The following is a 23,977-nucleotide window of genomic DNA, read 5'->3' on the forward strand; positions in this document are numbered from 1 at the left end:
GTGGCGGAGACACAACTACCCGTTTACCAAGTCAATTTAGACCCCGCCGGTCCCCCCGGATACCCGATCGGGGACCCCGCTTCGGAATTCCTTAACGGAATGGTTACCAAGGCGGAGCGGACCTGGCGGACAGGCCGCCAACCCATGATGCAGCAAGGATGATCCGGTGGCGACCGCTTTGCGACGCGCCCTGTGGACAGCCGGGATGCAGATCCGAGGAAGCCCGACCGTGGACGCCATCGACCGTGCGCATCTCGACGCGCAGACGTTCGGAGACGCGGATCTGGCCGCCGAGCTCCTCGGCCTGTTCGCGGAGCAGTGCCTGCGGATCCTGCCGCGCCTGTCCGATGCGGCGCTGCCGGGGCAGGACCGTGCCGATCTCGCCCACAACCTGAAGGGCTCCGCCGCCTCGGTCGGCGCCGGGCGCGTGCGCGATCTCGCCGCCGCCGCCGAGTCGGCGCTGCGCGGGGGCGGCGACGGCGCAGACGCGGTGGCCGCCCTCGGACCGGCGGTCGCGGCCGTGCTCGCGGAGATCGCCGGCTGATCCTGAGCGGTCGACATCTGCGGCATAAGCGGTTCGGGTTGCAGGGGAGGGGAACACGCCGCGGCTTGCCGCGTAGCTTGCAGCGACAAACCCATCCCTCAGGTGTCCGCCGACGCGTCACAACGTTCGCGTGCTTGCAATCCGCGTCATGCCCCGCCAAGCAGGCCCGGCGCTCGCCGGACATTTGCCCGCCCGATCCACGAGCCCGGAGTTACGGATGCCCAAGATCACCTACGTCGATCATGCCGGAACGGCGAGGACCGTCGAGGGCAGCGTCGGCGCCACCGTCATGGAGACGGCGTTGCGCAACAACGTGCCGGGGATCGACGCGGAGTGCGGCGGCGCCTGCGCCTGCGCCACCTGCCACGTCTACGTGGCCGACGATTGGGCCGAGGCGGTCGGGCCGGCCGAGGACATGGAGCAGGACATGCTCGATTTCGCTTCCGACGTGAAGGCGACGTCCCGGCTCTCGTGCCAGATCCGCATCAAGCCCGAGTTCGACGGGCTCACGGTGACGACGCCGGCCCGCCAGGGCTGAGCGATCGGGTTCAACGCAGCAGCGCCCGCATCGCCCCGTCGAGGCCTTCCAGCGTCAGCGGGAACATGCGGTCGGAGAACAGCCGCCGCATCATCGCGATCGATTGCGTGTAGCCCCATTGCGGCGCCGGCACCGGGTTGAGCCACACCGCCTTCGGGAAGTGCGCGAGCACCCGTTGCACCCAGGCCGCGCCGGGCTCCTCGTTCCAGTGCTCCACCGATCCGCCGGGCGCCGCGATCTCGTAGGGGCTCATCGAGGCGTCGCCGACGAACACCACCCGGTAGTCCGACGGATAGGTGCGGATCACGTCGACGAGCGGCGTCGCCGCGTCGTGGCGGCGGCGGTTCTCGGTCCACACCGCCTCGTGGGGCAGTTGTGGAAGTAGAAGTGCGCGAAGTGCTTGAACTCCGAGCGCGCGGCCGAGAACAGCTCCTCGACCTGCTCGACGTGCCAATCCATCGAGCCCCCGACGTCGAGAAACAGCAGCACCTTCACCGCGTTGCGCCGCTCCGGCCGCAGGCGCACGTCGATGTAGCCCTGGCGGGCGCTCTCGCGGATCGTGCCGTCGAGGTCGAGCTCGTCGGCCGCCCCGGTGCGGGCGAAGCGGCGCAGCCGCCGCAGGGCCAGCCGCATCGTGCGGGTCCCGAGCTCGACGGTGTCGTCGAGATCCTTGAACTCGCGCTTGTCCCAGACCTTCACCGCGCGGAAGTTGCGGTTGCCGTCCTGGCCGATGCGGATGCCCTCCGGGTTGTAGCCGTAGGCGCCGAAGGGCGAGGTGCCGCCGGTGCCGATCCACTTGGAGCCGCCCTGGTGGCGCTCCTTCTGCTCGGCGAGCCGCTGCTTCAGGGTCTCGAACAGCTTGTCCCAGCCGAGCGCCTTCATCTCCGCCTTCTCGGCATCGGTGAGGTACTTTTCGGCGAGCTTGCGCAGCCATTCCTCCGGAATCGCGGTGGGCGCCACAGCCTCGCCGACGGTTTCCAGGCCCTTGAAGACCGACCCGAACACCCGGTCGAACCGGTCGAGATGGCCCTCGTCCTTCACCAGGGCCGTACGGGCGAGAAAGTAGAACTCCTCGACCCGCTTCTCGGCGAGGTCGCGCTCGAGCGCGCCCAGCAGGACCAGGTACTCGCGCAGGGAGACGGGGACGCGCGCCTCGCGCAGCGCTGTGAAGAACTGAAGCAGCATCGCTCGATAACGCGCCGCGGCGGGCATCGGGTCAAGCGCCGGTCGCGATCACCTGAAGGGCGGTGCGGCGGGACGATGGGCTCCGGCAGGCCAGGATTCCTGGGTACAAGTCCTCATTCCTGTTGATATCCCGTCGAGTCGGGCTCGCACGGTCACGCAAACAGTCATCGGAATCGATCATCTCGGATGCATCGAGTCCAGTCGGGCGTGGCGCGAGTCAACATGCCCGGAATCAGGAGGTCTGCGATGGCAGTCATCCTACGCAACATGTCCGAATTCAAGCGGTTTCTCGGGAAGCCGGGCGCGATGATTCAGGTCGTTCGCAACACCTTCATGGATCGCCAGCCCGAGGCGGCCCGCGCGGCCTACCGCGACAAGGGCATGTACCTGCCGCGCACGGTCCAGGCGATCTCGCGAAAGGCGGCGGTGTTCGCGCTGAAGGGGCATCCGGGAACGGTCTGGCTGTACTGGGACAAGGGCGCCCGCGGCTGGCGCTTCAACGGCGACACCGTGACGGTGCCGCTCTCGATGGGGCTCGGACCGCCCGACGAGATCGTCTACCGCTGCAGCTTCGCAGAGGGGCTCGAGCCGGCCCGCGCGGTCCGGGCGGCCAAGCCGGAGGCGCGCGACTGGCACGGCGAGGCGATGCCGAACCTGATCTGACCGCAGGCGCGCGGCGTCCGCGCCCGGCTCAGGCGCGCCGCACCACCGGAGCGGGCTCGTCCTTGGGGGGCGCCTCGCGCGGCGCCTCGTGCGCCTTGCCGACGGTGCGTCGCGCCCGGAAGACCGGGCGCGTATCGGTCTCCTTGCGCTTGAGCATCGCGCGGTACTCGTCGCGGCGCTCGTGGATCGAGGCGATGACGAGGCCCATCGGCACGCCGACATCCACCAGCACCGCCTCCGACAGCTGAAGCGAGGCCTCGATCGTCTCCGGCACCGCGTCGTCGACGCCGAGCTCGTAGAGCGCGGTCGCGTGCTTGGCGTCGCGGGCGCGCGCGACGATGGTCAGGTCCGCCCGCTCGGCGCGGGCGGCCATCACCACCGCCTCGACCGCGTGCGGGTTGTCGAGGGTTACCACCAGCGCCCGCGCGGTGGCGATGTCGCAGCGGCGCAGCAGCTCGGTGTTCGAGGAATCGCCGAAATAGACCGGCTTGCCGAGCCGGCGCTGCTCGGCGACGCGGGCGGCGTCCGCGTCGAGGGCGAGGTAGGGGATCTTGTGGCGGGCCAGCATCTCGCCGACCTGCCGACCGACCCGGCCGTAGCCGGCGACGATGACCCGGTCCTGCTGCTTGTCCGGCGGCGGGTCGGCCCGCACCCGCCCGGCCTGGTTCTTCGAGGCGCGCTTCCCGATCCGCCGGCCGAGCGCCGCAAGGCCCGGGATCATGATCATCGTCACGGTGGTGACGATCAGCGCCGCGCCCCCGACCGGCTCCGGCACCAGGCCGCCGGCCATCGCGCCGCCGATCAGCACGAAGGCGAACTCGCCGCCCGGCCCGAGCAGCATCGCGGTCTCCAGGGCGACGGCGCGGGAGAGCTTGAGCGCGGGCGCCGCCATCACCACGACCGCCGCCTTGATGAACAGCAGCGCGAAGGCGAGCCCGAGGATCGCGCCGGGCGCCGCCAGCAGCTGCGCGGGATCGAGGTTCATCCCCACGGAGACGAAGAACACCCCGAGCAGGAGCCCCTTGAACGGATCGATCGTGGCCTCGATCGCCCGGCGGTACTCGGTCTCGGCGAGCAGCAGCCCGGCGACGAAGGCGCCCAGCGTCATCGACAGGCCCGAGGCGGCCGCCGTCAGCGCGGTCGCGACGATGACGAGCAGGCAGGCCGCCATGAACAGCTCGGCCGACTTGGTGCGCGCCACGAGGTGGAACAGCGGCCGAAGCGCGAGGCGGCCGGCGACCACGATCAGCACTAAGGCGATCGCCGCCTGGGCGAGAGCCAGAGCCAGCGCGCCGCCCATGTCGGCGCCGTCGCTGCGGCCCGACACCGCGATCGCGAACAGGACCGGCGCCACGGCAAGGTCCTGGAACAGCAGCACCGCGAAGCTCGCGCGCCCGGCCGGCGTGTTGAGCCGCCGCTGCTCGGCCAGCACCGGCAGCACCACGGCGGTGGAGGACAGCGCCAGCGCGATGCCGACGATCACCGCGCCCGCCAGCGGGACCTTCAGCCCGAACAGGATCGACCCGATCACCAGGGCCGAGCAGATCACCTGGATCGAGCCGAGGCCGAAGACCAGGCGCCGCAGCGTGCGCAGCCGCTCCCAGGACAGCTCGACGCCGATCATGAACATCAGGAAGATCACGCCGAACTCGGCGAGATGCGCGATCTCGGTGCGGTTGCCGATCGTGAACAGCGAAACCCAGTGGAACTGGTCGGCGAAGCGGCCGAGCCCGAACGGCCCGAGGAGCGCGCCGGCCCCGATGAAGCCGAGCACCGGGCTGATGCGCAGGCGATGGAACAGCGGCACCACCACGCCCGCGGTGACGAGGAACAGGATCGCTTCCTTGTAGGAGCCGGCATGGACGTCGGGCATCGGCGGTCGGTTCGAACCTCTTGGTCGGGTGGCGCTGCTTTGGGTCGCCGCGATCATGCGAGGTGGGCGCCGCGCGAGCAACCTCGAAACGCCGCCGCGGCGCGATTGGCCGGCCGCCCCGCCCGAATTCGCGACTTCTAAGTGAGGCATTTGCGCCACCCCGGATGCGGTTCCGGTGGATGGCCGCCATGCGGCCCAAATTCGGCACAATGCCCGCTTAGCGAAAACGATTAACGAACGGTTACGCTCAACCGCGCGTCGCATACGATCCGAGCTTAGAGAGCCCCATGCGAAAGATGCCCCCGAGCCGGGAGGTCCAGCGCGAGCGCCGTGCTTGGGCCATCGAGTCCGACAGGTGGACGCACGAGCGCCATGTCGAGAAGGGCTATCGCATCAAGTGGGGCTACGTCGCGATCGCCTACCTCGTCGAGTTCATGGTCATCGGTGCCTCGCTCTGGGGCGCCTGGCTGTTCGCGGCGGTCTACAGCGACGGCGACAACCACGCCTTCTACTTCATGCTGCTGGCGCCGCTGGTCTACGCCGCGGTCGAGCTGTGCCGCGTGCCGCTGGGTATCCTGGCGCGGACGCAGCGCTCGTACTTCATTCGGGCGCTCGCGGTCGTTGGCATCATCTTCGCCGCCGGCGTGACGACGAAGTCGGTCTCGCAGCTCGGCGAGATGATGTTCCATCCCCGCCTGATGGAGGCCTCCAAGACCAAGACCGCGCTCAAGGACGCGCAGGCCGATCGGAGCACCATCGACAACCGCATCGCCTCGGCCGACGCCCGGGTCGCACAGTACACGACCGAGCTCGACCAGATCGAGAAGCGCGCCGCCGACAACGCGGCGCAGCTCTCGGCGCTGCCGGCGCAGCGCTGCGAGAAGGTGTTCGGCACCAACAGCCGCGGCGTGCGCTACCAGAACCTGAAATGCGTCACCGACCCGCGCACCGCCACGCTCTCGTCGAGCGTCGCCAAGGCCTCGGCCGATCGCGGCGTGCTGACCAAAGACCTGGAAGAAGCGCGCAAGGCCCGTGCGCAGCTCGACCGCGGCGCCGCCGAGCGCAAGGTCGCAGACGCCGAGCAGGCCTACCGCAACGCCGTGAACCGCTCGCAGCTGCACTCCTTCACGGCGATGGTCTACGGCGTCGATCCGATCGACGTGTCCGAGCAGCAGGTGCACGCCTTCCTGCGCATCTTCGTGTTCCTGCCGGCCCTCTGCGCCGCCTTCGCCTCGACGATCCTGGCGCTCTGCGCTGTCTCGGTGCGCAAGACCTTCATGGACGAGGACGACCTCGGCGCCGCCGTGAACCCGGAGGCGACGCCCTACATGCTGGAATCGATCACCGAGGCACTGAAGCAGAACCTCGAGCCGGTGCTGCCGCGGCAGAACCGTGAGGCGGCGACGGGCGCGGTGATCCCGATCAACCGCCCGGCCACGGGGATCGCCCCGGGGATCGCGGCCGCGAACCAGCCGAACCTTCCGGCCGCCAGCGCGGGAGCGGGCGCATGAGCTACGTCGCGCAGGGGTCGCCGGAGAACATCGCGCTCGCGCAGCAGGTCAACGGCCGGTTGCGGGCGGAATCCCGCATCGTCTTCGCCCGCGCCTTCCTGTTCCGGGCGGCCGGCGCGGGGATCTTCACCGCGCTGGCCGGCATCGGCATCGGCGCGGCGGCCTACGGCTGGGCCACGATGAACCAGTTCGACACCGCCGCCGAGAAGATCGCCGCCGCGATGCAGGCGGCGCTCTCCGACGTCACGCTCAAGACCAAGGGCGAGGTGACGCTGACCGACAACGTGCTGAAGCTCGAAGGCGGCCTGCCGAAGGCCGCCGGCGCCCCGACGCCGACGAAGGCGCAGCTCGGGGCCGACGCGGCGCCGGCTTCGAAGGCGATCGTCAACACAACCTTCACCGTGTTCAAGCAGGTGCCCTATCTCGACGGGCAGATCGTGACCGGCTGGAACTTCAAGGACAGCGCCGACCAGCCCTACCAGCAGTACTGCTACTTCTCCCGGCGGTCCAACGAGTCGAAGGGCCAGGTGGAGATCAAGATCGATCTCGCGATGGACGGTAAAACTCTACCGCAACCGCAAAAATCGGACGTGAATCTTGCGATCCTCGCCTCGAACTGCGTCTGGCACGACGGCAAGTCGCTGTAACGCAGGACGACACGACGCCATCGCACGAAAAAACGGGTCCGAGGAAACGCTTCCCTAACCGCTCGCGCGCCAGGATGCGTCTGCACGAACGTGCGTGCAGACGTGATCCGAGTACCGCCGATGGACGACCTTCTGCGCGAGTTTCTGACTGAGAGCGGCGAGCATCTCGACACCGTCGACACGGAACTCGTCCGGTTCGAGCAGGATCCGAACAACGAGACGATCCTCCGGAATATCTTCCGCCTCGTTCACACCATCAAGGGAACCTGCGGCTTCCTCGGCCTGCCACGGCTGGAAGCGCTGGCGCATGCCGCCGAGACCCTGATGGGTCGCTTCCGCGACGGTCTCGCGGTGACCAGCCCGGCCGTCAGCCTGATCCTCGCGACGCTCGATCGCCTGAAGCTCATCCTCGCCGACCTCGAAGCCACCGGGACCGAGCCCGCGGGCAGCGACGCAGACCTGATCGAGGCGCTGGAGCGCATGTCGCTCGGCACGCCCGAGGCCGCCGCAGCTCCCGAGCCCAAGATCGCCGAGCCCAAGCTCCCGGAGCCCAAGACTCCGGAGCCGAAGCTGCCCGAGATCGTCGTTCGCGAGAGCAAGCCCGGCGAGGTCTCGCTCGAGGACCTCGAAGCCGCGTTCCTCGCGGCCCCCGGCCCCGACGATGCCCCCTCCGCCTGGATGCCCGAGCCGGCGCCGATCGCTCAGGCACCGGTCGCCCCGGCTCCGATCGCACAGGCACCGGCGGCCCCCGTGCAGGAAGCTCCGGCCCCGGTCGCGAAGGCCCCGGTGTCGGGCGATGCGCCGGCCGAGGCCCCCGAGGGCGGCCTGGCCAAGATGCAGACCATCCGGGTGAACGTCGACACCCTCGAGCACCTGATGACGATGGTGTCCGAGCTGGTGCTGACCCGCAACCAGCTCCTCGAGATCGCGCGCAAGCACGAGGATTCGAGCTACAAGGTCCCGCTGCAGCGGCTCTCCCACGTCACGGCCGAGCTGCAGGAAGGCGTCATGAAGACGCGCATGCAGCCGATCGGCAACGCCTGGCAGAAGCTGCCGCGGGTGGTGCGCGACCTGTCGAGCGAGCTCGGCAAGCAGATCGACCTGGTGATGCTCGGCGCCGAGACCGAGCTCGACCGGCAGGTCCTCGAGGTCATCAAGGACCCGCTGACCCACATGGTCCGGAACTCGGCCGACCACGGCCTCGAATCGACCATGCAGCGGATCTCGGCCGGCAAGCCGGCCCGCGGCTCGATCCGCCTCTCGGCCTACCATGAGGGCGGGACCATCACGATCGAGATCGCCGACGACGGCAAGGGCCTCGATCTCGTCGCGATCCGGAAGAAGGCCGTGGAGCGCGGGATCGCGACCCAGGCCGACGTCGAGCGCATGACCGACGCGCAGGTCGCCAAGTTCATCTTCGACGCCGGGTTCTCCACCGCGGCCGCCGTCACCTCCGTGTCCGGCCGCGGCGTCGGCATGGACGTGGTGAAGACCAACATCGAGACCATCGGCGGCGTGATCGACATCGCCACGCAGAAGGGCGTCGGCACCACCTTCACCATCAAGATCCCGCTTACGCTGGCGATCGTCGCCGCCCTCATCGTCCGGGCCGGCGAGAGCCGCTTCGCGGTGCCGCAGCTCGCGGTGCTCGAGCTGGTGCGGGTCGACGCCACCGCGCCGCAGCGGATCGAGCGCATCAACGACGCGCCGGTGCTGCGCCTGCGCGAGCGGCTGCTGCCGATCGTGACCCTCAAGGGCCTGCTCGGCCAGGACGACACCGGGACCGAGACCGGCTTCGTGGTGGTGGCCCAGGTCGGGCGCCAGCGCTTCGGCATCCTCGTCGACGAGGTCTTCCACACGGAGGAGATCGTCGTGAAGCCGATGTCCTCGAAGCTGCGCCACATCCCGCTGTTCGCCGGCAACACCATCCTCGGCGACGGCGCCGTGGTGCTGATCGTCGACCCGAACGGCATCGCGCGGCAGGTCAGCCAGGGCGCGCAGGGCGGCGGCCCGATCGAGGCCGAGGCCGAGGCGGCCGAGCTCGGCGACCCGAAGACCACGCTCCTCGTGTTCAAGGGCGGCGCCGGCAGCTTCAAGGCGGTTCCGCTGTCGCTCGTCACGCGGCTGGAGGAGATCGACGCCGGCAAGGTCGAGTGGCTCGGCGGGCGTCCGCTGATCCAGTATCGCGGCCGGCTGATGCCGCTGGTCCCGGCCGACGAGGCCATCGCGATCCGCACCGAGGGGACGCAGGCGCTGGTGGTGTTCTCCGACGGCGACCGGGCGATGGGTCTCGTGGTCGACGAGATCGTCGACATCGTCGAGGAGCGCCTCGACATCGAGATCGCGGCCGAGCGTTCGGACCTGATCGGGTCGGCGGTGCTGCGCGGCCGCGCCACCGACATCATCAACATCGCCCACTTCCTGCCGCTGGCCTACGACGACTGGGCGCGCGGCGCGAAGGCGGCCTCGGCGAAGACCGCCACGCTGCTGCTCGTGGACGATTCGGCCTTCTTCCGCGACATGCTGAGCCCGGTGCTGAAAGCCGCCGGCTACCGCGTCGTCACGGCGCCCGGTGCCGAGGAGGCGCTCGCCATCCTCCAGGCGGATGCGCGGATCAGCGTCGTGGTGACCGACCTGGAGATGCCGGGCCGCAGCGGCTTCGATCTCGTCGGCGCGATGCGGGCGGGCGACCCGCGGGTCGCCGGCCTGCCCGTGATCGGCCTCACCGGCACCATCGGGGCCGATGCGGTCGAGCGGGCCCGCACCCTCGCGATCAGCGACCTCGTGGCGAAGTTCGACCGCAGCGGCCTCGTCGCGGCGCTCGCCGAGCTCGATGCAGCGACGAACGCGGCGCTCCGCGCCCACGCCGCCTGAGACCGGCCCGTCCCGACGGTGCCGCGCCGATCCCGGCGCGAACCGACCATCCTGGTTTGACGGCGCCGCGACGCCGGGGAGACACCACCATGCAGGCTGCCAACAGCAACGCCACGGAGGCGGGAACGACCCAGGACTTCGTGACCGTCTTCGTCGGCGACACGATGTTCGGGCTCGCCATCGACCGGGTGCACGACGTGTTCATCCCGGCCGGCGTCACGCCGGTGCCGTTGAGCCCGCCCGAGATCGTCGGCCTGCTGAACCTGCGCGGACGCGTCGTCACCGCGATCTGCCTGCGCCGCCGGCTCGGCCTTCCGGCGGCCGAAGGTGCGGCGCGCATGGCGATCGGCCTTGAGCAGGGCGGCGAGACCTTCGCCCTCGTGGTCGACGGCGTCGGCGAGGTGCTGAAGCTCGGCGTCGAGACGCACGAGCCGGTGCCGATCAACCTGGATGCCCGCTGGCGCGACCTCGCCCTCGGCGTCCATCGCCTCGACGGCCGGCTGCTCGTCATCCTCGACGTCAACGCGCTGCTGGTCTTCGCGTCCGAACGCGCCGGCGCGACCGCAGCGTGACGTCGCCGACAGCAAAGAGCCGAGAGGGCAAGACGCCGTGACCATCGCTTCAGCCGAAACCCGCACCTGCCTCGTGGTCGACGATTCCGCCGTGATCCGGAAGGTGGCGCGGCGGATCATCGAGACGCTCGGCTTCGACGTCTCGGAAGCCGAGGACGGCAGCGACGCCCTGCTGCGCTGCGCCGAGGCGATGCCCCAGGTCATCCTGCTCGACTGGAACATGCCGAACATGGACGGCTACGCCTTCCTCCAGGCCCTGCGCCAGCGGCCCGACGGCAACGGCCCGAAGATCCTGTTCTGCACGACCGAGAATGACGTCGGCGCCATCGCCCGGGCCCTCCGGGCGGGCGCGGACGAGTACATCATGAAGCCGTTCGACCGCGACATCCTGACGGCCAAGCTCGAGCAGGTCGGCGTAATCCAGGCCGCGGCCTGACGCAGGCCCGATCCGGCTGCCCGCGTCGGCTCGGTCGAGCTGGCTGGACCGCGACGTCGAACGACCCCCACTCCCCCATCGTCATTGGGATGCCTAACCCATGCTGGCCGCCAACCCGAGCCTCGCGCCCAAGCCGTGGGCGACCGCGTCCGTGCCGATCAAGGTGCTGATCGCCGACGACTCGGCTGTGGTGCGCGGGCTCGTCGCGCGCTGGATCGGCGAGGCCGGCTTCACCGTCGTCGGCACTGCCTCGAACGGCCGAATCGCCGTGGAGATGATGACGCGGCACGATCCGGACGTGGTGCTGCTCGACATCGACATGCCCGAGCTCGACGGCACCGAGGCGCTGCCGCGCATGCTCGCGGCCAGCCCGACCGTGCAGGTTGTGATGATGTCGACGCTAACGACGCGCAACGCCGACATCTCGCTCAAGTGCCTCGCCCTCGGCGCGGTCGACTATCTCGCCAAGCCCGAGAGCAACCGCGGCGTCACCACCTCCGACGCCTTCCGCGCCGACCTCGTGGAGCGGGTGCGGCTGTTCGGCGCCGCCCGCGCCCGCCGCCGCGGCCCGGCGCCGGCCCCGATCGCGCCCGGCGCCGCCCCCTCGCCGATGCCGGCCACGTCGGCGCCGCGCCCGAGCGCCCCGGTCACCCTGCGCCCGAAGGCCCGCACCGGCCTGGCGCCCCGTGTCCTTCTCGTCGGCGCCTCGACCGGCGGCCCGCGGGCGGTCGGCGAGATGCTCGAGAAGATCGGCGCGGCGACGCTGCGCCGGCTGCCGATCCTGATCGTCCAGCACATGCCGCCGATCTTCACCGCGGTCTTCGCCGAGCACCTCGCCACCCGCACCGGACTCGTCGCGGCCGAGGGCAAGGCCGACGAACGGCTCGAGCCCGGGCGGATCTACGTCGCGCCGGGCGGGCGCCACATGGGCCTGACGGGGGGCGCCGGCCGAGAGCCGGTGATCCGCCTCGACGACGGACCGCCGGTGAACTTCTGCCGGCCGGCCGTCGACGTCCTGTTCAAGGACGCCGCCGCCTTGTTCGGGGGCGCCACCCTCTCCGTCGTGCTCACCGGCATGGGCTCGGACGGCACCCACGGCGCCCGCGCGCTGTGCGAGGCCGGCGGCGCCGTGCTTGCACAGGACGAGGCGACGAGCACCGTCTGGGGCATGCCCGGCAGCATCGCCAAGGCGGGGCTGGCCCAGGCCATCCTGCCGCTTCCCGAGATCGGCCCTGCGCTGCGCGCCATGATCACGGGACAGGCGGCATGACCGAGCTCGAATTTGATTTCCTGCGCGCCTATCTCAAGCAGCGCTCCGGCCTCGCGCTCACCCCCGAGAAGCGCTACCTCGTCGAGAGCCGGCTCACCCCCGTCTGCCGCCGCTTCGGCCTCGCCACGCTGCGCGACCTCGTCGGCACCTTGAAGATCTCGCGCGATTCGTCGATCGAGAAGGCGGTCGTCGAAGCGATGACCACCAACGAGACCTTCTTCTTCCGCGATCGGACGCCGTTCGATCTGTTCCGCGACGTGCTGCTGCCTCAGGCGATGGCGCGCCGTGCCGGCCAGCGCCGGCTGCGCATCTGGTGCGCGGCGGCCTCGACCGGCCAGGAGCCGTATTCGCTCGCGATCCTGCTACAGGAAGCTGGCGCCAAGCTTGCCGGCTGGCAGGTCGAGATCGTCGCGACGGACCTGTCCACCGAGGTGATCGAGAAGGGCAAGCTCGGGCTCTACAGCCATTTCGAGGTGCAGCGCGGGCTGCCCGTGCAGTGGCTGCTGAAGTACTTCACCCAGATCGGCGAGCAGTGGCAGATCGCCCCGGCCCTGCGCGCGATGATCGATTACCGGCCGCTCAATTTGCTCAACGGCTTCGAGGCGCTCGGCTCCTTCGACGTGATCTACTGCCGCAACGTGCTGATCTACTTCGATACGCCGACCAAGGCCGACATCCTCGGGCGGCTCGCCGAACGGCTTGCACCGGAAGGCGCGCTTCTTCTCGGCGCGGCCGAGACGGTGATCGGCCTCACCGACCGGCTGAGCCCGAACCCGCAGCATCGCGGCCTCTACGGCGTGGCGCAACCGGCCCTGCGCGCGGTGCCTCCGCTCCCCGCCGCGTTCCCGCAATTGCGGGTCGCCGCCCGCTGACTCGGGCGAGCATCACAGTACGATTTACGCTGCGGGAAGAGGGGGGAACGGCCGCTCGGCGCCGCTGGAAACATACCGAAACATTAAGGCGAACAGATCCTTAACCGCGGCGTGGGCACTTTGCACACGGACCCGCGGCCGGGCGTTTCCGGCAGCTTCACGGGAAAGCCGCCCATGAGTTCGATCTCCAGCACCACCGCCTCGCAGATCCAGGCGCCGCAGCGCCCGGCGCACGCCCACAAGAACCGGGTCGCCTCCGAGATCGACAGCGAGGCCTCGGCCGGCACCATCTCCGCGACCGACGCCACCGCGCTTACCAGCGCCCTCGACTCGATCGACGCCAGCCTCAAGTCCGGCGAAACCGCGAACGGTGCCGCGTCGGCATCGTCGAGCACCTCCGCCGCGTCGCGGCTCGACCCGTCCCAGATCAAGAGCCGGATCGACGGCCTGATCGCCGACCAGGTCGCCAACGGAACGCTGACCAGCGACCAGGCGGCGACGTTGACGTCGCTGTTCGCCAAGGGAGGCGCGAAGGGCGAGGCAAAGGATGGCGGGGTCGGCGGTGCGGGCGGCCCGCCCCCGGGACCGCCCCTCGGGGCGGCGCCGGACGGCAACGACCTGTCCGATGCGTCGAGCGCGGATCCCGACGCCTCGGCCTCGGGCAGCACCAGCACCGCGTCGACGAGCGATCTGCTGGCGAGCTTCATCAAGCAACTCCAATCGACGCAGGCGAGCGCGACCGGCTACGCGTCGAGCGGGTCTTCCAGCACGAGCAGCAACGCCTCGGCCCTCGTGTTCGACTTCCGCAGCTGAGCCGCCTCGGCGCGCGCGGTGTCGCCATCCTCGGGGCGAGCGAGCCGGCACCGCGTCCTCGCCCAGCACATCGTCCGTCCCCGGCGATGCCGCGAGACAACCGCCGGCCTCAGCAGGTAGGACGCGGTCTCGACGCGAAGCGAGCAGGAGACATTCGATGACGGCAAGGCCGAAGGTCGCGTTCATCGGCACCGGCGGGACGATCTCGTCGCTCGGTCGCGATTCCCTCGACATCCTCGACTACACTGCGACCGGGAACCGCCTGGAGTCGCAGGCGATCCTCGATGCCGTGCCGGAGGTGCGCGCGATCGCCAGGATGGTGCCGGTCGCCTTCCGCGCCGTGCCGAGCCCGGCGATCGGCTTCGCGGAATGGCGCGACCTGGCGACGACCTGCGAACGCCTCGTCGCGGAGCATCGCGACCTCGCCGGCATCGTCATCGGGCACGGCACCGCCACCCTCGAGGAGACCGCCTACGCCCTGAGCCTGACGCTCACCGTCGACGTCCCGGTGGTGCTTGTCGGGTCGCAGCGGCCGATGAGCGCCCTGTCGAGCGATGCCGGGCTCAACCTCGTTGCGGCGATCCGCACGGCGGCGTCGGCGCAGTCCCGCGGGCGCGGCGTCCTCGTCGTCCTCAACGACGAGATCCAGGCGGCGCGCGAGGTGACCAAGACCTCGGTCGCCCGGCTCCAGACCTTCCGGACGCCGGATTTCGGGGTGCTCGGCCACGTCGACGGCGCCTCGGTGCAGTACTACCGGCGCTCGGAGCGGAGCCACGCTCCGGGAACGCCCTTCGACATCCGCGCGCTCGAAGCGCTGCCGCGGGTCGACGTGTCCTACGGCTATGCCGACGCGGACGGCACGGCGGTGCGGGCCTTCCTCGCCGCCGGAGCGCAGGGCATCGTCTCGGCGGGGCTGGCGCCGGGCATGACGCCGCCGCGCGAAGCCGACGCCCTCGAGCAGGCGGCCGCCGCCGGGATCGTCGTGGTGCAGTCGACCCGGGCGGGCAGCGGCGTCGTCCCGCTCACCACCCGCCTGAGGGAGCGCGGCATCCTCAGCGCCGACAACCTGACGCCGCAGAAGGCCCGCATCCTGCTCGCGCTCGCCCTGACGGTGACGCGCGAGCCCGCGGAGATCGCGCGGATGTTCGCTACCTACTGAGACGCGTCGGGACGGGCCGAACCCGATTTCGGCCTCCGCCATCGACAAGGATCGGTGGGTGGAGCAAGACGGTGCCATGACAATGGCGGCATCATCCATCGTCTCCCTCTCCGGGCCGGAACGCGAGCGCATCGCCGCGTACCTGGCCGAGATCGCCTGCGCCGCCGGCGAGATCCTGCTCGGCCACCACGGCAACGACTGCCCGCACGTGCTCAAGGTGGACGGCTCGCCCTCGAGCCATGCCGACCTCGAGGCCGAGCAGCTGATCCTGGCCAAGCTCCTGGAACGGTTCCCGGCGATCCCGGTGGTGGCCGAGGAGACCTGCCACGACGTGCCGCCCGCCGACCGGTTCTTCCTGGTCGACCCCCTGGACGGCACCCGCGACTTCCTCGCCGGCAGCCCGGAATTCGCCGTGTGCATCGCCCTGATCGAGGGCAACCGCCCGGTCGCCGCGGCGCTGGCCGCGCCGGGCGTCGGCCGCGTCTGGCACGCGGGCGTCGCCGCGCACGAGGCGCCGATCGAGGCCGGCCGCCCCGGGCACTCTCGCGCCGTCCGAACCCGGCCCGAGCCGCCAGACGGGCTGACCGCGCTCGGCAGCCGGCGCCACGGCGATTCCGAGACCGAGGCCTGCCTCGACGCGCTCGGCGTGACATCGCGCCGCGCGGCTGGCTCGGCCCTCAAGTTCGCGCTGATCGCCTCGGGCGAGGCCGACCTTTACGTCCGCTGCGGACCGACCATGGAATGGGACACCGCGGCCGGCGACCACATCCTGACCTCCGCCGGCGGCCGTGTCGTCACCCCCACCGGCCGGCCGATCATCTACGGCCGGCACGCGATGGCCTATCGCAACGGCCCGTTCGCGGCGATGGGCGATCCGGCGCTCGCCGCCCGGGTCGCGCTTCCCGATCGCGGGCCGATCCTGCGGCCGCGGGAGGGCGCGGCGGTGACGCGGCTCACTCCCGTCCTCCGTCCGTGAGCGGCTGCAGGCTCGGCCAGGACGCCTCCGCCCGCTCCGCCAGCGTGGGGTCCCCTAGCACCCGGTCCCGTCGCTCGGCGTTGCGGAACAGGTAGAGGCGCTCCTCGATCACCGCGAAGACCAGCGGATCGGCGTCGACCAGCCGTCCGTCGAGGATGCCGACGACGTCGTATCCGCCCAGCCGCGGCGTGTAGACCGTAGGGTCGCGCAGGTAGGCGGCGCGGTTGGCGGCACCGGCGAACCGCCAGGTCCTGCCGCCGCCGGAAGCCTCGAACGCGGACGAGCCCGCCCGCGGGCCCTTCGGCAGGAAGTAGCTCACCGGGTCGAAGCCCGAGAGCGCGAGCGGGCCGGCGACGGGCGTCTGTCCGATCGCCGGCTCCGCGAGGCCCGCCAGGATGAGGATGGCGCAGTCACGCCGCGTTAACCACATCGTGTCCACCTGTCCCCTAGCTCGCGCCCGGATCGACCGCCGTGCGCTCCGGCGGCAGGTCTGCCGCATGTTCCTGGGGGCGGACGCAAGCCATCGTCCAGGTGCGCATCCAAGTTCAGGCGCGCGATCGCGTCCCATGACGGCGCCGCCTTCAGCGGATCGAGGAGGAACCATGACCACACCCGATTCCCCCCGCACGGCCACCCTGCGGCAGGACGCGCCGACACGCCGCCGCGCCCTGGCCGGCCTGAGCTCGGCCGGGCTCCTCGCCTTGTCGGCGGCCGCGTTCGGCGTTTCCGCGAGCGTGCCGGCCTCCGCCCGCGGCGTCGAGGATCCCGGCGCGCCGGAGACCTTCCGGCCACGCGAGATCGTCGATTCCGGCCACAAGTTCTTCGGCAGCGTCTCGCGCGGGCTGGCGCTCACGGTGCAGGAGGCGACCAAGCGCTGGGGCGAGCCCAACGGCTACATCCTCGGCCAGGAAGCCTCCGGCGCCATCGTCGGCGGCGTCCGGTACGGCGAGGGCACGCTCTACACCCGCAATGCGGGCCAGCGCCGGATCTACTGGCAGGGCCCGACCCTCGGCTTCGACATCGGCGGCGACGGCGACCGCACCATGATGCTGGTCTACAACCTGCCGGCGGTGAATGGGATCTACCGCCGCTTCGGCGGTGTCGACGGCTCGGCCTACTTCGTCGGCGGCTTCGGCATGACGGCGGTGACCAACGACGGCATCGTCGTGGTTCCGATCCGGACCGGCGTCGGCGCCCGCCTCGGCATCAACGTCGGCTATCTGAAGTTCACCGGCACGCCGACCTGGAACCCGTTCTGACGCGACCGAATCTCGACTTCGCGCCCGCGCGCAAAACCGGTTAGACTGCGCGTCAGCTTCGGCCGGGCATGCTCGGCTCACGGGCACGGCATCCGGGTTCAGCCCCGGTGTCCGGGCTCGTTCTGCGTGTGGTCGCATCGTCGCACGAGCGGGCAGGGTCCGGTCTTGCGGCGGCGCTCAAGGGATCGAGTTCGCCCGCGTGATCGAAACCGTGATGGTCTTCGCCCTCGGCTTCCTGGTGGCGATCCTGTGCGCGCTGCTGGCGCTGCCCGCCGTGAACGCGCGCGCCGCCCGCCTGGCGCGGCGCCGGACGGAGGCGCAGCTGCCGCTGTCCGTCGGAGAGATCGCCGCCGAGAAGGATTTTCTCCGCGCCGAGTTCGCGGTGCGGCAGCGGCGGATGGAGCGTGCCGTCGAGGACGCGCGCGCCAAGCGCCAGGCCGACATGGCGGCCCTCGGCAACCGCACCATGGAGGCGGCCGCCCTCGCGCGCGACGTCGCCGTGCGCGACGCCGAGATCGCCGAGGCGCTGGCGCTTCGCGGTCGTCTCGAGAACGAGCTTTCGACCGCGCAGGCCGACGGCTCGTCGAGCCTCGCGACCCTGCTCGCCCTGGAAGAGGCGCATGCCGACCTCCTGGACAGCCTGCTCGCCGCGCGGAACGCCCTCGGCACGGTCGAGGACGTCCCATCCGATGCCGGCGCGGCGGAGAGCGAGGGCAGCGTGCGCGAAAAGCTCGCGGCCACCGAGGCGGCGCTCGCCAAGGCCGTGTCCGACCGCGGGGAGGCGGTCGAGCGCGAGAATGCGGACCTTCGCCGGCGCATCACCGAGGTGGCCGACACCCTGACTCAGCGCGAGCGCCTTCCGCCGGTGGCGGCCTACGCGATGCGTGCCTCCTCGCACTGAGCGGCCGTCGAGCCACCAAAATCCTAGGGTTGCGGTTGCGAAACCGCGCCGCGATGCCTTGTTTCCACCACGCGATGGCATCATCGCACCGCCATCCCCCCTCTCGATCCGACAGATGGAACGACGCCCCATGGCCTTGAAGCTCATGTCCCTCGCCCTCGCGCTCGGCCTGGCCGTGTCGTTCTCCGCGCCGGCCTCGGCGGCGCCCGAGACCAAGCGCGGCAACGAGACCCTGAAGAAGTACTGCACCGGCGATTACCTAAACTATTGCGGCAACCTCGCCCCCGAGGACCCGAAGCTCGATGCCTGCTTCGAGAAGAACTGGAAGTCGCTGTCCGAGAATTGCCGCCGGGCGATCGACGCCTACGAGGCGACCAACGGCGACAAGAAGGGCTGAACCGCCCGCTCGACCGAGCCGGTTCGGAGCGAGGCTGTGGCGCGCGAACGCTCGCCTCGCGTTCCGGCAACGGCTAAGGTGCGATCCTCCCTCGGGAGGACCGCCCCAGAAGTGCCCGCCGGACCCTCCGCGATGCCGCCCACCCGCGTCCTGACGTTGACCCTCGCCACAGGCCTCGCCGCGCTCGCGCTGGCAGGGTGCGGCCGCCGCGGAGCCCTCGAGCCGCCGGGCGCCTCGGCGACGACGCCGCAACGGAGTGCAGCCCAAGGCACCCCCACAGCGACGGCCGGACCCCGGACCCTTCCGCTGAGCACCGGCCTCGGCGGCGGCACGCCGGAGCCCGATCCGTCCGCGGTCCGCGACGGCGACGAGCTGCCGCCCTCCGCGCTCGCCCCGGCCTCCGGCACGGAGGCGCCGGTCGAGACCGGCCGCGGGGCCAAGCGCGGCTATCGCATCCCGAAGGATCCCTTCATCCTCGATCCGCTGCTGTAGCGCGCCGCTCCCGCGCCGGATCGCACGGCGCCCTCGTCTTCCACCCTGCTCTCCCGCCCCGGGGGAGGCTTCCCCGCGGACGGGATCTCGAGCCGAACGGCGGATCTCGACGCTTCCCGGACACGGCTGAACGATGCACCATTTCCAGGATCGCGATGGACGCCTGCACGCCGAGGACGTCGACCTGACGGCCCTGGCCGAGCGGGTCGGGACGCCGTTCTACTGCTACAGCACCGCCACCCTGGAGCGGCACTTCCACGTCTTCGCCGAGGCGTTCTCGGGTGACGACGCACTGGTCTGCTTCGCCATGAAGGCGAATTCCAACCAGGCCGTGCTGGCGACGCTCGCCCGGCGGGGTGCCGGCATGGACATCGTCTCCGAGGGCGAGCTGCTCCGCGCGCTTCGGGCCGGGGTCGACGCGCAGAAGATCGTGTTCTCCGGCGTCGGCAAGACCCGCGACGAGATGGCGGCGGCGCTGAAGGCCGGGATCTACTGCTTCAACGTCGAGAGCGAGCCCGAGCTGCTGGCGCTCTCCGAGGTGGCGACCAGCCTCGGGATCGAGGCGCCGGTCTCGATCCGGGTCAATCCCGACATCGACGCGGGCGGCCACGCCAAGATCTCGACGGGCAAGTACGAGAACAAGTTCGGCATCCCGATCACGCGCGCGCCCGCCGTCTACGCCCTGGCGGCGACCCTTCCGGGCCTCGCGATCCACGGCGTCGACATGCATATCGGCAGCCAGATCACCGATCTCGCGCCGTTCGAGAATGCGGCGCGGCTGCTCGCCGGGCTGGCCGGCCGGTTGATCGCCGAGGGCCATCCGATCCGCCACATCGATTTCGGCGGCGGCCTCGGCATCCCCTATCGCGACGACAACGCAGCCCCGCCGGACCCGGCGGCGCTCGCCGCGACGATCCGCCCGCATTTCGCCCCACTCGGCCTGCGGCCGGTCTTCGAGATCGGCCGGATGATCGCGGGCAATGCCGGCATCCTGGTCACCCGCGTGGTCTACGTGAAGGAAAGCGAGGGCCGCACCTTCGTCATCGTGGATGCCGCGATGAACGACCTGATCCGACCGACCCTCTACGAGGCCTATCACGCCCTCCGCCCGGTGGAGGCTCCGGCCGCCGACGCGCCGCGCGTGACGGCGGACGTGGTCGGACCGGTCTGCGAGACCGGCGACTATCTCGCCCTGCAGCGCGAGATGCCGCGGGTCGTCGCCGGCGACCTGATCGCGGTGATGACGGCGGGCGCCTACGGAGCGGTCCAGGCCGGCACCTACAACACCCGCCGCCTCGTGCCCGAGGTGCTGGTCAGCGGTTCGCAGGCGGCGATCGTGCGCCCGCGCCAGAGCTACGACGCGCTGATCGGGCTCGACCGGATGCCCGACTGGCTCGCCTGAGCGCCGGCCGTCGCGTCAGTGTCCCGGTGCTGCCATCGCACCGGGCTTGTCGTGGGTGCCGAGACGTTCGACCAGGGTCGCGCTCGCGCGGTTGAGGCCGACGATCTCGACCGCCCGGCCGTGATGGCGGAACTTCAGCACCACCCGGTCGAGGGCATTGATCGCCGTGATGTCCCAGAAATGCGCCGCCGAAAGGTCGAGCACGATCCGCTCGGCGTCGTCGCGGAAATCGAACGCGCCGTGGAATGCCTCGGCCGTCGCGAAGAACAGCTGCCCGGTGACGACGTAGGTGCGGACCACGCCCTCCCGGCGGCTCTCGACGCGGAAGACGCGGGCGACCTTGCGCGCGAAGAACACGCCCGACAGCAGCACGCCGACGAGGACGCCGCGGGCGAGGTCGTGGGTTGCGACCACCACCGCGACGGTGGCGAGCATCACCACGCTGGACGAGCCCGGGTACCGGGCGAGATCGCGGATCGAGCGCCAGGAGAAGGTCTGGATCGAGACGAAGATCATCACCGCGACCAGCGCCGCCATCGGGATCTGCCGGACGTAGGCGCCGAGCGCGACGATCAGGAACAGCAGGAAGCAGCCCGCCCACAGGCACGACAGGCGACCGCGGGCGCCGGAGGTGACGTTGATCACCGTCTGCCCGATCATCGCGCAGCCGGCCATGCCGCCGAAGAGGCCCGAGACGATGTTGGCGGCGCCCTGGCCGAGGCATTCCCGGCTCTTGTCGCTGCCGGTATCGGTCATCTCGTCGACGATCGCCGCCGTCATCAGCGATTCGAGCAGGCCGACCATGGCGACCGTGGCGGCGTAGGGCAGGATGATCCGCAAGGTCTCGAAGCTCAGCGGGACCTGCGGCGGCAGGAACGAGGGCAGGCTGCTCGGCAGCGCGCCCATGTCGCCGACCGTGCGGATCGGCAGCGCCAACGCGATCGCGGCGATCGTCAGGACGACGATGCAGACGAGCGGGGAGGGCACCGCCCTGGTGAGGCGCGGAAGGCCGTAGATGATCGCCAGCCCGATCGCGACCATCGCGTAGACGGTCGGACCGCGCCCGATCAGCTCGGGCATCTGAGCGAGGAAGATCAGGATCGCGAGGGCATTGACGAAGCCGGTGATCACCGAGCGCGAGACGAAGCGCATCAGGTCGCCGAGCCGCAGCAGGCCGGCGCCGATCTGGATCAGGCCGGCGAGGATCGAGGCGGCCAGCAGGTATTGCAGGCCGTGCTCGCGCACCAGCCCCGCCATCACCAGGGCCGTGGCGCCGGTGGCGGCCGAGATCATCGCCGGCCGTCCGCCGACGATCGCGGTGGTCACCGCGATGCAGAACGAGGCGTAGAGCCCGACCTGCGGATCGACGCCGGCGATGAGCGAGAAGGCGATCGCCTCCGGAATGAGCGCGAGCGCGACGACGGTGCCGGCGAGGAGCTCGCGCGGCACGTGCGGGGCCCATTCGGCCCGCAAGGCTTGAAAGGTCATGCAAAGGATCCGGCCCGCGCCCGCGGAAGGCGGCGTACGGGCTCTTGAGAGACGGGGGTTCGACGGGAGACGGTTCGGCGGCCCAAGCACGATGCCCCGTGGAAACGGGGACCGCGGGGCTTCGCGCGCGCTACGGCGGCGTCATCGATGACGGGCGAACGTCTGCCGGAACCATGAGACCCTGTTAGACAGCGGCACCCGGCCACGCAACCCGCCGCCCGCTCATGCCGGTGCCGCAGCGACGGCGCGCAGATCTGCGACCAGCTCGGCGACGCGCTCACGCTTCGCGTCCCAGGCGAACATGAACCGGGCTCCACCACCGATGAAGGTGTAGAAGCGCCAGCCCCTGCCGCGCAGGCGTTCCATCGTGTCCGCCGGCATCGCCAGGAACACGGCGTTGGCCTGGACCGGGAACATCGGCGCGATGCCAGGCATGTCCGCGACCGCCGCCGCGAAGTCCTGTGCGCAGGCGTTGCCGTGCGCGGCGTTGCTCAGCCACGCCCCGCTCTCCAGCATCCCGACCCAGGGGGCCGAGAGGAAGCGCATCTTCGAGGCGAGCTGCCCCGCCTGCTTGCAACGATAGCCGAAATCCTCAGCTAGTGCGGCGTCGAAGAACACCACCGCCTCGCCGGCATGCATGCCGTTCTTGGTGCCGCCGAAGCAGAGCACGTCGACGCCCGACCGCCACGTCATGTCCGCCGCGCTGCATCCGAGATGGGCGCAGGCGTTGGCGAAGCGGGCCCCGTCCATGTGCAGCGACAGGCCGAGGTCGCGGCAGGTCGCCGAGATCGCCCGCAACTCGGCGAGGGTGTAGACCTGCCCCGTCTCGGTCGGCTGCGTCACCGTCACCACGCGGACCTTCGGGAAGTGGATGTCCTTGCGGTTTGTGGCGAGCGCCCGGATCGCGTCCGGGGTCAGCTTGCCGCTCTCGGTGCGGACCGTGAGCAGCTTCGAGCCGTTCGAGAAGAACTCCGGCGCGCCGCACTCGTCGGTCTCCACGTGGGCGGCGTCGGCACAGATCACGCTGTGGTAGGAGCGGCAGAGCGCGGCCAGCGCCAGCGCGTTGGCGGCCGTGCCGTTGAAGGCGAAGAACACCTCGCAGTGGCTCTCGAACAGGGTGCGGAAGGCGTTCGCCGCGCGTGCCGTCCAGGCATCCTCGCCGTAGGCCGGCGCATGCCCGGCATTGGCGGCCGCCATCGCCGCCCAGGCTTCCGGGCAGATGCCGGAATAGTTGTCGCTGGCGAATTGCTGAGCGTCGTCGGTCATTGCTGTCTCTCACCCGTCATGAGCGTCCCTTCGCCAGCCCTGCCGGGACGAGTCCGGCCTGGGATGTCATACCCGACTTAGGACAGCATTGCAGGAGCCGGGCCGGATTGCTGCGCCCGGCATGCCCTGTGCGGGCGGACGACGGCCTTCCTCCTGCGTCCGCGCGGTCACACCGCACGCCGATCGACGTCGTGTCGCCAATCCGGTTGGAACTCGCGGGCGCTTGGTGTAAGAGCCTGCCCAAGGTGCAGATTTGGTGCCGAATCGAGACGGTCCGAACCGCGTCCCGCCCGGGCGATCCCCGGGTCCGGGGCGCTGTCGGTTTCCCGCAACGCTCGCGGGCGTCACGCTGACCGCGCCGACCGAATGCCACGTTCAAACCGGTTCTAGAGGATCCACTCCGTTGCAGGTACTCGTTCGCGATAACAACGTCGATCAGGCGCTCCGCGTCCTCAAGAAGAAGATGCAGCGCGAAGGCATCTTCCGCGAGATGAAGCAGCGCAAGGCCTACGAGAAGCCGTCCGTGCGCAAGGCGCGCGAGAAGGCCGAGGCGGTCCGTCGCGCCCGCAAGCAGGCTCGCAAGACCGCGATCCGCGAGGGCCTGATCGCTGCTCCGAAGCCGAAGCCCCGTTTCGGCGCCGGCGCCCCCCGTCGTCCCGGCTTCCCGTCGATGACCCCGTCCGCTCCGGCCGGCGGCGCTCCGGCGGCTCCCGCCGCCGAGTAAGACGATCCGGGCCGCGAGGCCCGTCGATCGCGATCCTCGAAAAAGGCCCGGCCGCCCTTGCGGTCCGGGCTTTTTTCATTCGTGAAAGGATCTCGGACGACGCCGCGTGCGCCGT

Annotated in this window: 23 protein-coding genes and 1 pseudogene; 19 read left to right on the forward strand and 5 right to left on the reverse strand. The window is 70.6% G+C overall.

The features are described from left to right. Window positions 1-229: 229 nt before the first annotated feature. Window positions 230-544: an Hpt domain-containing protein gene (locus MKK68_RS14465; RefSeq protein WP_244030858.1), complete on the forward strand. Its 315-nt coding sequence runs from the start codon at window positions 230-232 to the stop codon at window positions 542-544. Between the two features lie 217 nt (window positions 545-761). Next, window positions 762-1,082 (forward strand): 2Fe-2S iron-sulfur cluster-binding protein, encoded by a 321-nt coding sequence (locus MKK68_RS14470; RefSeq protein WP_147726980.1) that lies wholly within the window; start codon window positions 762-764, stop codon window positions 1,080-1,082. 10 nt (window positions 1,083-1,092) lie between these two features. Here the strand turns inward: MKK68_RS14470 and MKK68_RS14475 are convergent. After that, window positions 1,093-2,267 (reverse strand): annotated as a pseudogene (locus MKK68_RS14475) (vWA domain-containing protein). Between the two features lie 246 nt (window positions 2,268-2,513). Between MKK68_RS14475 and MKK68_RS14480 the strand changes: the two are divergent. After that, window positions 2,514-2,930 (forward strand): hypothetical protein, encoded by a 417-nt coding sequence (locus MKK68_RS14480; RefSeq protein WP_147726978.1) that lies wholly within the window; start codon window positions 2,514-2,516, stop codon window positions 2,928-2,930. Between the two features lie 28 nt (window positions 2,931-2,958). Here MKK68_RS14480 and MKK68_RS14485 read toward each other — a convergent pair whose 3' ends face one another. Then, window positions 2,959-4,803, reverse strand: a complete 1,845-nt coding sequence (locus tag MKK68_RS14485) for a cation:proton antiporter (protein ID WP_147726977.1) — start codon at window positions 4,801-4,803, stop codon at window positions 2,959-2,961. Window positions 4,804-5,090: 287 nt separating this feature from the next. Between MKK68_RS14485 and MKK68_RS14490 the strand changes: the two genes are divergently transcribed. The 10 genes from MKK68_RS14490 (at window position 5,091) to MKK68_RS14535 (ending at window position 15,933) form a co-directional block, all read left to right on the forward strand. Further along, the gene (locus tag MKK68_RS14490; RefSeq protein ID WP_147726976.1) at window positions 5,091-6,314 is read left to right on the forward strand and encodes an ATPase; all 1,224 of its coding nucleotides are present in this window, start codon (window positions 5,091-5,093) and stop codon (window positions 6,312-6,314) included. Next, a complete protein-coding gene (locus tag MKK68_RS14495; protein WP_147726975.1) occupies window positions 6,311-6,961 on the forward strand; it encodes a hypothetical protein in 651 nt (216 codons plus the stop codon). Before MKK68_RS14490 ends, MKK68_RS14495 begins: the two co-directional genes overlap by 4 nt. Window positions 6,962-7,081: 120 nt before the next feature. Further along, window positions 7,082-9,835 carry a hybrid sensor histidine kinase/response regulator gene (locus MKK68_RS14500; RefSeq protein WP_244030859.1) on the forward strand — a complete coding sequence of 918 codons (2,754 nt, stop codon included), beginning with the start codon at window positions 7,082-7,084 and terminating at the stop codon, window positions 9,833-9,835. Window positions 9,836-9,924: 89 nt separating this feature from the next. Further along, window positions 9,925-10,407 (forward strand): chemotaxis protein CheW, encoded by a 483-nt coding sequence (locus tag MKK68_RS14505; RefSeq protein WP_147726973.1) that lies wholly within the window; start codon window positions 9,925-9,927, stop codon window positions 10,405-10,407. A gap of 43 nt (window positions 10,408-10,450) precedes the next feature. Further along, a complete protein-coding gene (locus MKK68_RS14510) occupies window positions 10,451-10,843 on the forward strand; it encodes a response regulator (protein WP_244030966.1) in 393 nt (130 codons plus the stop codon). A 100-nt stretch (window positions 10,844-10,943) separates the two neighbouring features. Further along, a complete protein-coding gene (locus tag MKK68_RS14515; RefSeq protein WP_409567245.1) occupies window positions 10,944-12,113 on the forward strand; it encodes a chemotaxis response regulator protein-glutamate methylesterase in 1,170 nt (389 codons plus the stop codon). Then, entirely contained in the window at window positions 12,110-12,985 is an 876-nt protein-coding gene (locus tag MKK68_RS14520; RefSeq protein WP_147858557.1) for a protein-glutamate O-methyltransferase CheR, read from the forward strand. Before MKK68_RS14515 ends, MKK68_RS14520 begins: the two co-directional genes overlap by 4 nt. A 174-nt stretch (window positions 12,986-13,159) precedes the next feature. Then, complete coding sequence (locus MKK68_RS14525; RefSeq protein WP_244030860.1) at window positions 13,160-13,798, forward strand: hypothetical protein; 639 nt, start codon at window positions 13,160-13,162, stop codon at window positions 13,796-13,798. A gap of 157 nt (window positions 13,799-13,955) precedes the next feature. Next, window positions 13,956-14,957, forward strand: coding sequence for an asparaginase (locus tag MKK68_RS14530; protein WP_244030861.1), 1,002 nt, complete (start codon window positions 13,956-13,958; stop codon window positions 14,955-14,957). Between the two features lie 82 nt (window positions 14,958-15,039). Then, window positions 15,040-15,933, forward strand: a complete 894-nt coding sequence (locus MKK68_RS14535; protein ID WP_409567246.1) for a 3'(2'),5'-bisphosphate nucleotidase CysQ — start codon at window positions 15,040-15,042, stop codon at window positions 15,931-15,933. Here MKK68_RS14535 and MKK68_RS14540 read toward each other — a convergent pair. After that, a complete protein-coding gene (locus MKK68_RS14540) occupies window positions 15,911-16,363 on the reverse strand; it encodes a YHS domain-containing (seleno)protein (protein ID WP_244030865.1) in 453 nt (150 codons plus the stop codon). The genes MKK68_RS14535 and MKK68_RS14540 overlap by 23 nt on opposite strands. Window positions 16,364-16,535: 172 nt before the next feature. On the opposite strand from MKK68_RS14540, the gene MKK68_RS14545 reads away from it, so the two are divergent. The 5 genes from MKK68_RS14545 (at window position 16,536) to lysA (ending at window position 20,384) form a co-directional block, all read left to right on the forward strand. Beyond that, a complete protein-coding gene (locus MKK68_RS14545; protein ID WP_243935530.1) occupies window positions 16,536-17,192 on the forward strand; it encodes a DUF1134 domain-containing protein in 657 nt (218 codons plus the stop codon). Window positions 17,193-17,391: 199 nt separating this feature from the next. Beyond that, window positions 17,392-18,093, forward strand: a complete 702-nt coding sequence (locus MKK68_RS14550; protein WP_244030866.1) for a hypothetical protein — start codon at window positions 17,392-17,394, stop codon at window positions 18,091-18,093. A gap of 130 nt (window positions 18,094-18,223) precedes the next feature. Further along, window positions 18,224-18,490: a 3',5'-cyclic-nucleotide phosphodiesterase gene (locus MKK68_RS14555; protein ID WP_147729929.1), complete on the forward strand. Its 267-nt coding sequence runs from the start codon at window positions 18,224-18,226 to the stop codon at window positions 18,488-18,490. Window positions 18,491-18,622: 132 nt separating this feature from the next. Beyond that, window positions 18,623-18,982: an LPS translocon maturation chaperone LptM gene (lptM, locus tag MKK68_RS14560; RefSeq protein ID WP_244030867.1), complete on the forward strand. Its 360-nt coding sequence runs from the start codon at window positions 18,623-18,625 to the stop codon at window positions 18,980-18,982. 133 nt (window positions 18,983-19,115) lie between these two features. After that, a complete protein-coding gene (lysA, locus tag MKK68_RS14565) occupies window positions 19,116-20,384 on the forward strand; it encodes a diaminopimelate decarboxylase (protein WP_244030870.1) in 1,269 nt (422 codons plus the stop codon). Between the two features lie 15 nt (window positions 20,385-20,399). Here lysA and MKK68_RS14570 read toward each other — a convergent pair whose 3' ends face one another. Then, a complete protein-coding gene (locus MKK68_RS14570; protein WP_244030872.1) occupies window positions 20,400-21,872 on the reverse strand; it encodes a SulP family inorganic anion transporter in 1,473 nt (490 codons plus the stop codon). A gap of 222 nt (window positions 21,873-22,094) precedes the next feature. Then, window positions 22,095-23,138 (reverse strand): threonine aldolase family protein, encoded by a 1,044-nt coding sequence (locus tag MKK68_RS14575; protein WP_244030873.1) that lies wholly within the window; start codon window positions 23,136-23,138, stop codon window positions 22,095-22,097. Window positions 23,139-23,541: 403 nt separating this feature from the next. On the opposite strand from MKK68_RS14575, the gene rpsU reads away from it, so the two are divergent. Then, window positions 23,542-23,862: a 30S ribosomal protein S21 gene (gene rpsU / locus MKK68_RS14580; RefSeq protein ID WP_244030874.1), complete on the forward strand. Its 321-nt coding sequence runs from the start codon at window positions 23,542-23,544 to the stop codon at window positions 23,860-23,862. Window positions 23,863-23,977: the final 115 nt, after the last annotated feature.

This window comes from Methylobacterium sp. E-016, from assembly GCF_022829745.1.
Classification (GTDB): Bacteria; Pseudomonadota; Alphaproteobacteria; order Rhizobiales; family Beijerinckiaceae; genus Methylobacterium.

What these genes read in the sequence shown, in the direction of transcription:
- MKK68_RS14470 (WP_147726980.1), top strand. Translation starts at nt 762, where the DNA reads ATGCCCAAGATCACCTACGTCGATCATGCCGGAACGGCGAGGACCGTC.
- MKK68_RS14480 (WP_147726978.1), top strand. Translation starts at nt 2,514, where the DNA reads ATGGCAGTCATCCTACGCAACATGTCCGAATTCAAGCGGTTTCTCGGG.
- MKK68_RS14485 (WP_147726977.1), bottom strand. Translation starts at nt 4,803, where the DNA reads ATGCCCGACGTCCATGCCGGCTCCTACAAGGAAGCGATCCTGTTCCTC.
- MKK68_RS14490 (WP_147726976.1), top strand. Translation starts at nt 5,091, where the DNA reads ATGCGAAAGATGCCCCCGAGCCGGGAGGTCCAGCGCGAGCGCCGTGCT.
- MKK68_RS14495 (WP_147726975.1), top strand. Translation starts at nt 6,311, where the DNA reads ATGAGCTACGTCGCGCAGGGGTCGCCGGAGAACATCGCGCTCGCGCAG.
- MKK68_RS14500 (WP_244030859.1), top strand. Translation starts at nt 7,082, where the DNA reads ATGGACGACCTTCTGCGCGAGTTTCTGACTGAGAGCGGCGAGCATCTC.
- MKK68_RS14505 (WP_147726973.1), top strand. Translation starts at nt 9,925, where the DNA reads ATGCAGGCTGCCAACAGCAACGCCACGGAGGCGGGAACGACCCAGGAC.
- MKK68_RS14515 (WP_409567245.1), top strand. Translation starts at nt 10,944, where the DNA reads ATGCTGGCCGCCAACCCGAGCCTCGCGCCCAAGCCGTGGGCGACCGCG.
- MKK68_RS14520 (WP_147858557.1), top strand. Translation starts at nt 12,110, where the DNA reads ATGACCGAGCTCGAATTTGATTTCCTGCGCGCCTATCTCAAGCAGCGC.
- MKK68_RS14525 (WP_244030860.1), top strand. Translation starts at nt 13,160, where the DNA reads ATGAGTTCGATCTCCAGCACCACCGCCTCGCAGATCCAGGCGCCGCAG.
- MKK68_RS14530 (WP_244030861.1), top strand. Translation starts at nt 13,956, where the DNA reads ATGACGGCAAGGCCGAAGGTCGCGTTCATCGGCACCGGCGGGACGATC.
- MKK68_RS14535 (WP_409567246.1), top strand. Translation starts at nt 15,040, where the DNA reads ATGGCGGCATCATCCATCGTCTCCCTCTCCGGGCCGGAACGCGAGCGC.
- MKK68_RS14540 (WP_244030865.1), bottom strand. Translation starts at nt 16,363, where the DNA reads ATGTGGTTAACGCGGCGTGACTGCGCCATCCTCATCCTGGCGGGCCTC.
- MKK68_RS14545 (WP_243935530.1), top strand. Translation starts at nt 16,536, where the DNA reads ATGACCACACCCGATTCCCCCCGCACGGCCACCCTGCGGCAGGACGCG.
- MKK68_RS14555 (WP_147729929.1), top strand. Translation starts at nt 18,224, where the DNA reads ATGGCCTTGAAGCTCATGTCCCTCGCCCTCGCGCTCGGCCTGGCCGTG.
- lptM (WP_244030867.1), top strand. Translation starts at nt 18,623, where the DNA reads ATGCCGCCCACCCGCGTCCTGACGTTGACCCTCGCCACAGGCCTCGCC.
- lysA (WP_244030870.1), top strand. Translation starts at nt 19,116, where the DNA reads ATGCACCATTTCCAGGATCGCGATGGACGCCTGCACGCCGAGGACGTC.
- MKK68_RS14570 (WP_244030872.1), bottom strand. Translation starts at nt 21,872, where the DNA reads ATGACCTTTCAAGCCTTGCGGGCCGAATGGGCCCCGCACGTGCCGCGC.
- MKK68_RS14575 (WP_244030873.1), bottom strand. Translation starts at nt 23,138, where the DNA reads ATGACCGACGACGCTCAGCAATTCGCCAGCGACAACTATTCCGGCATC.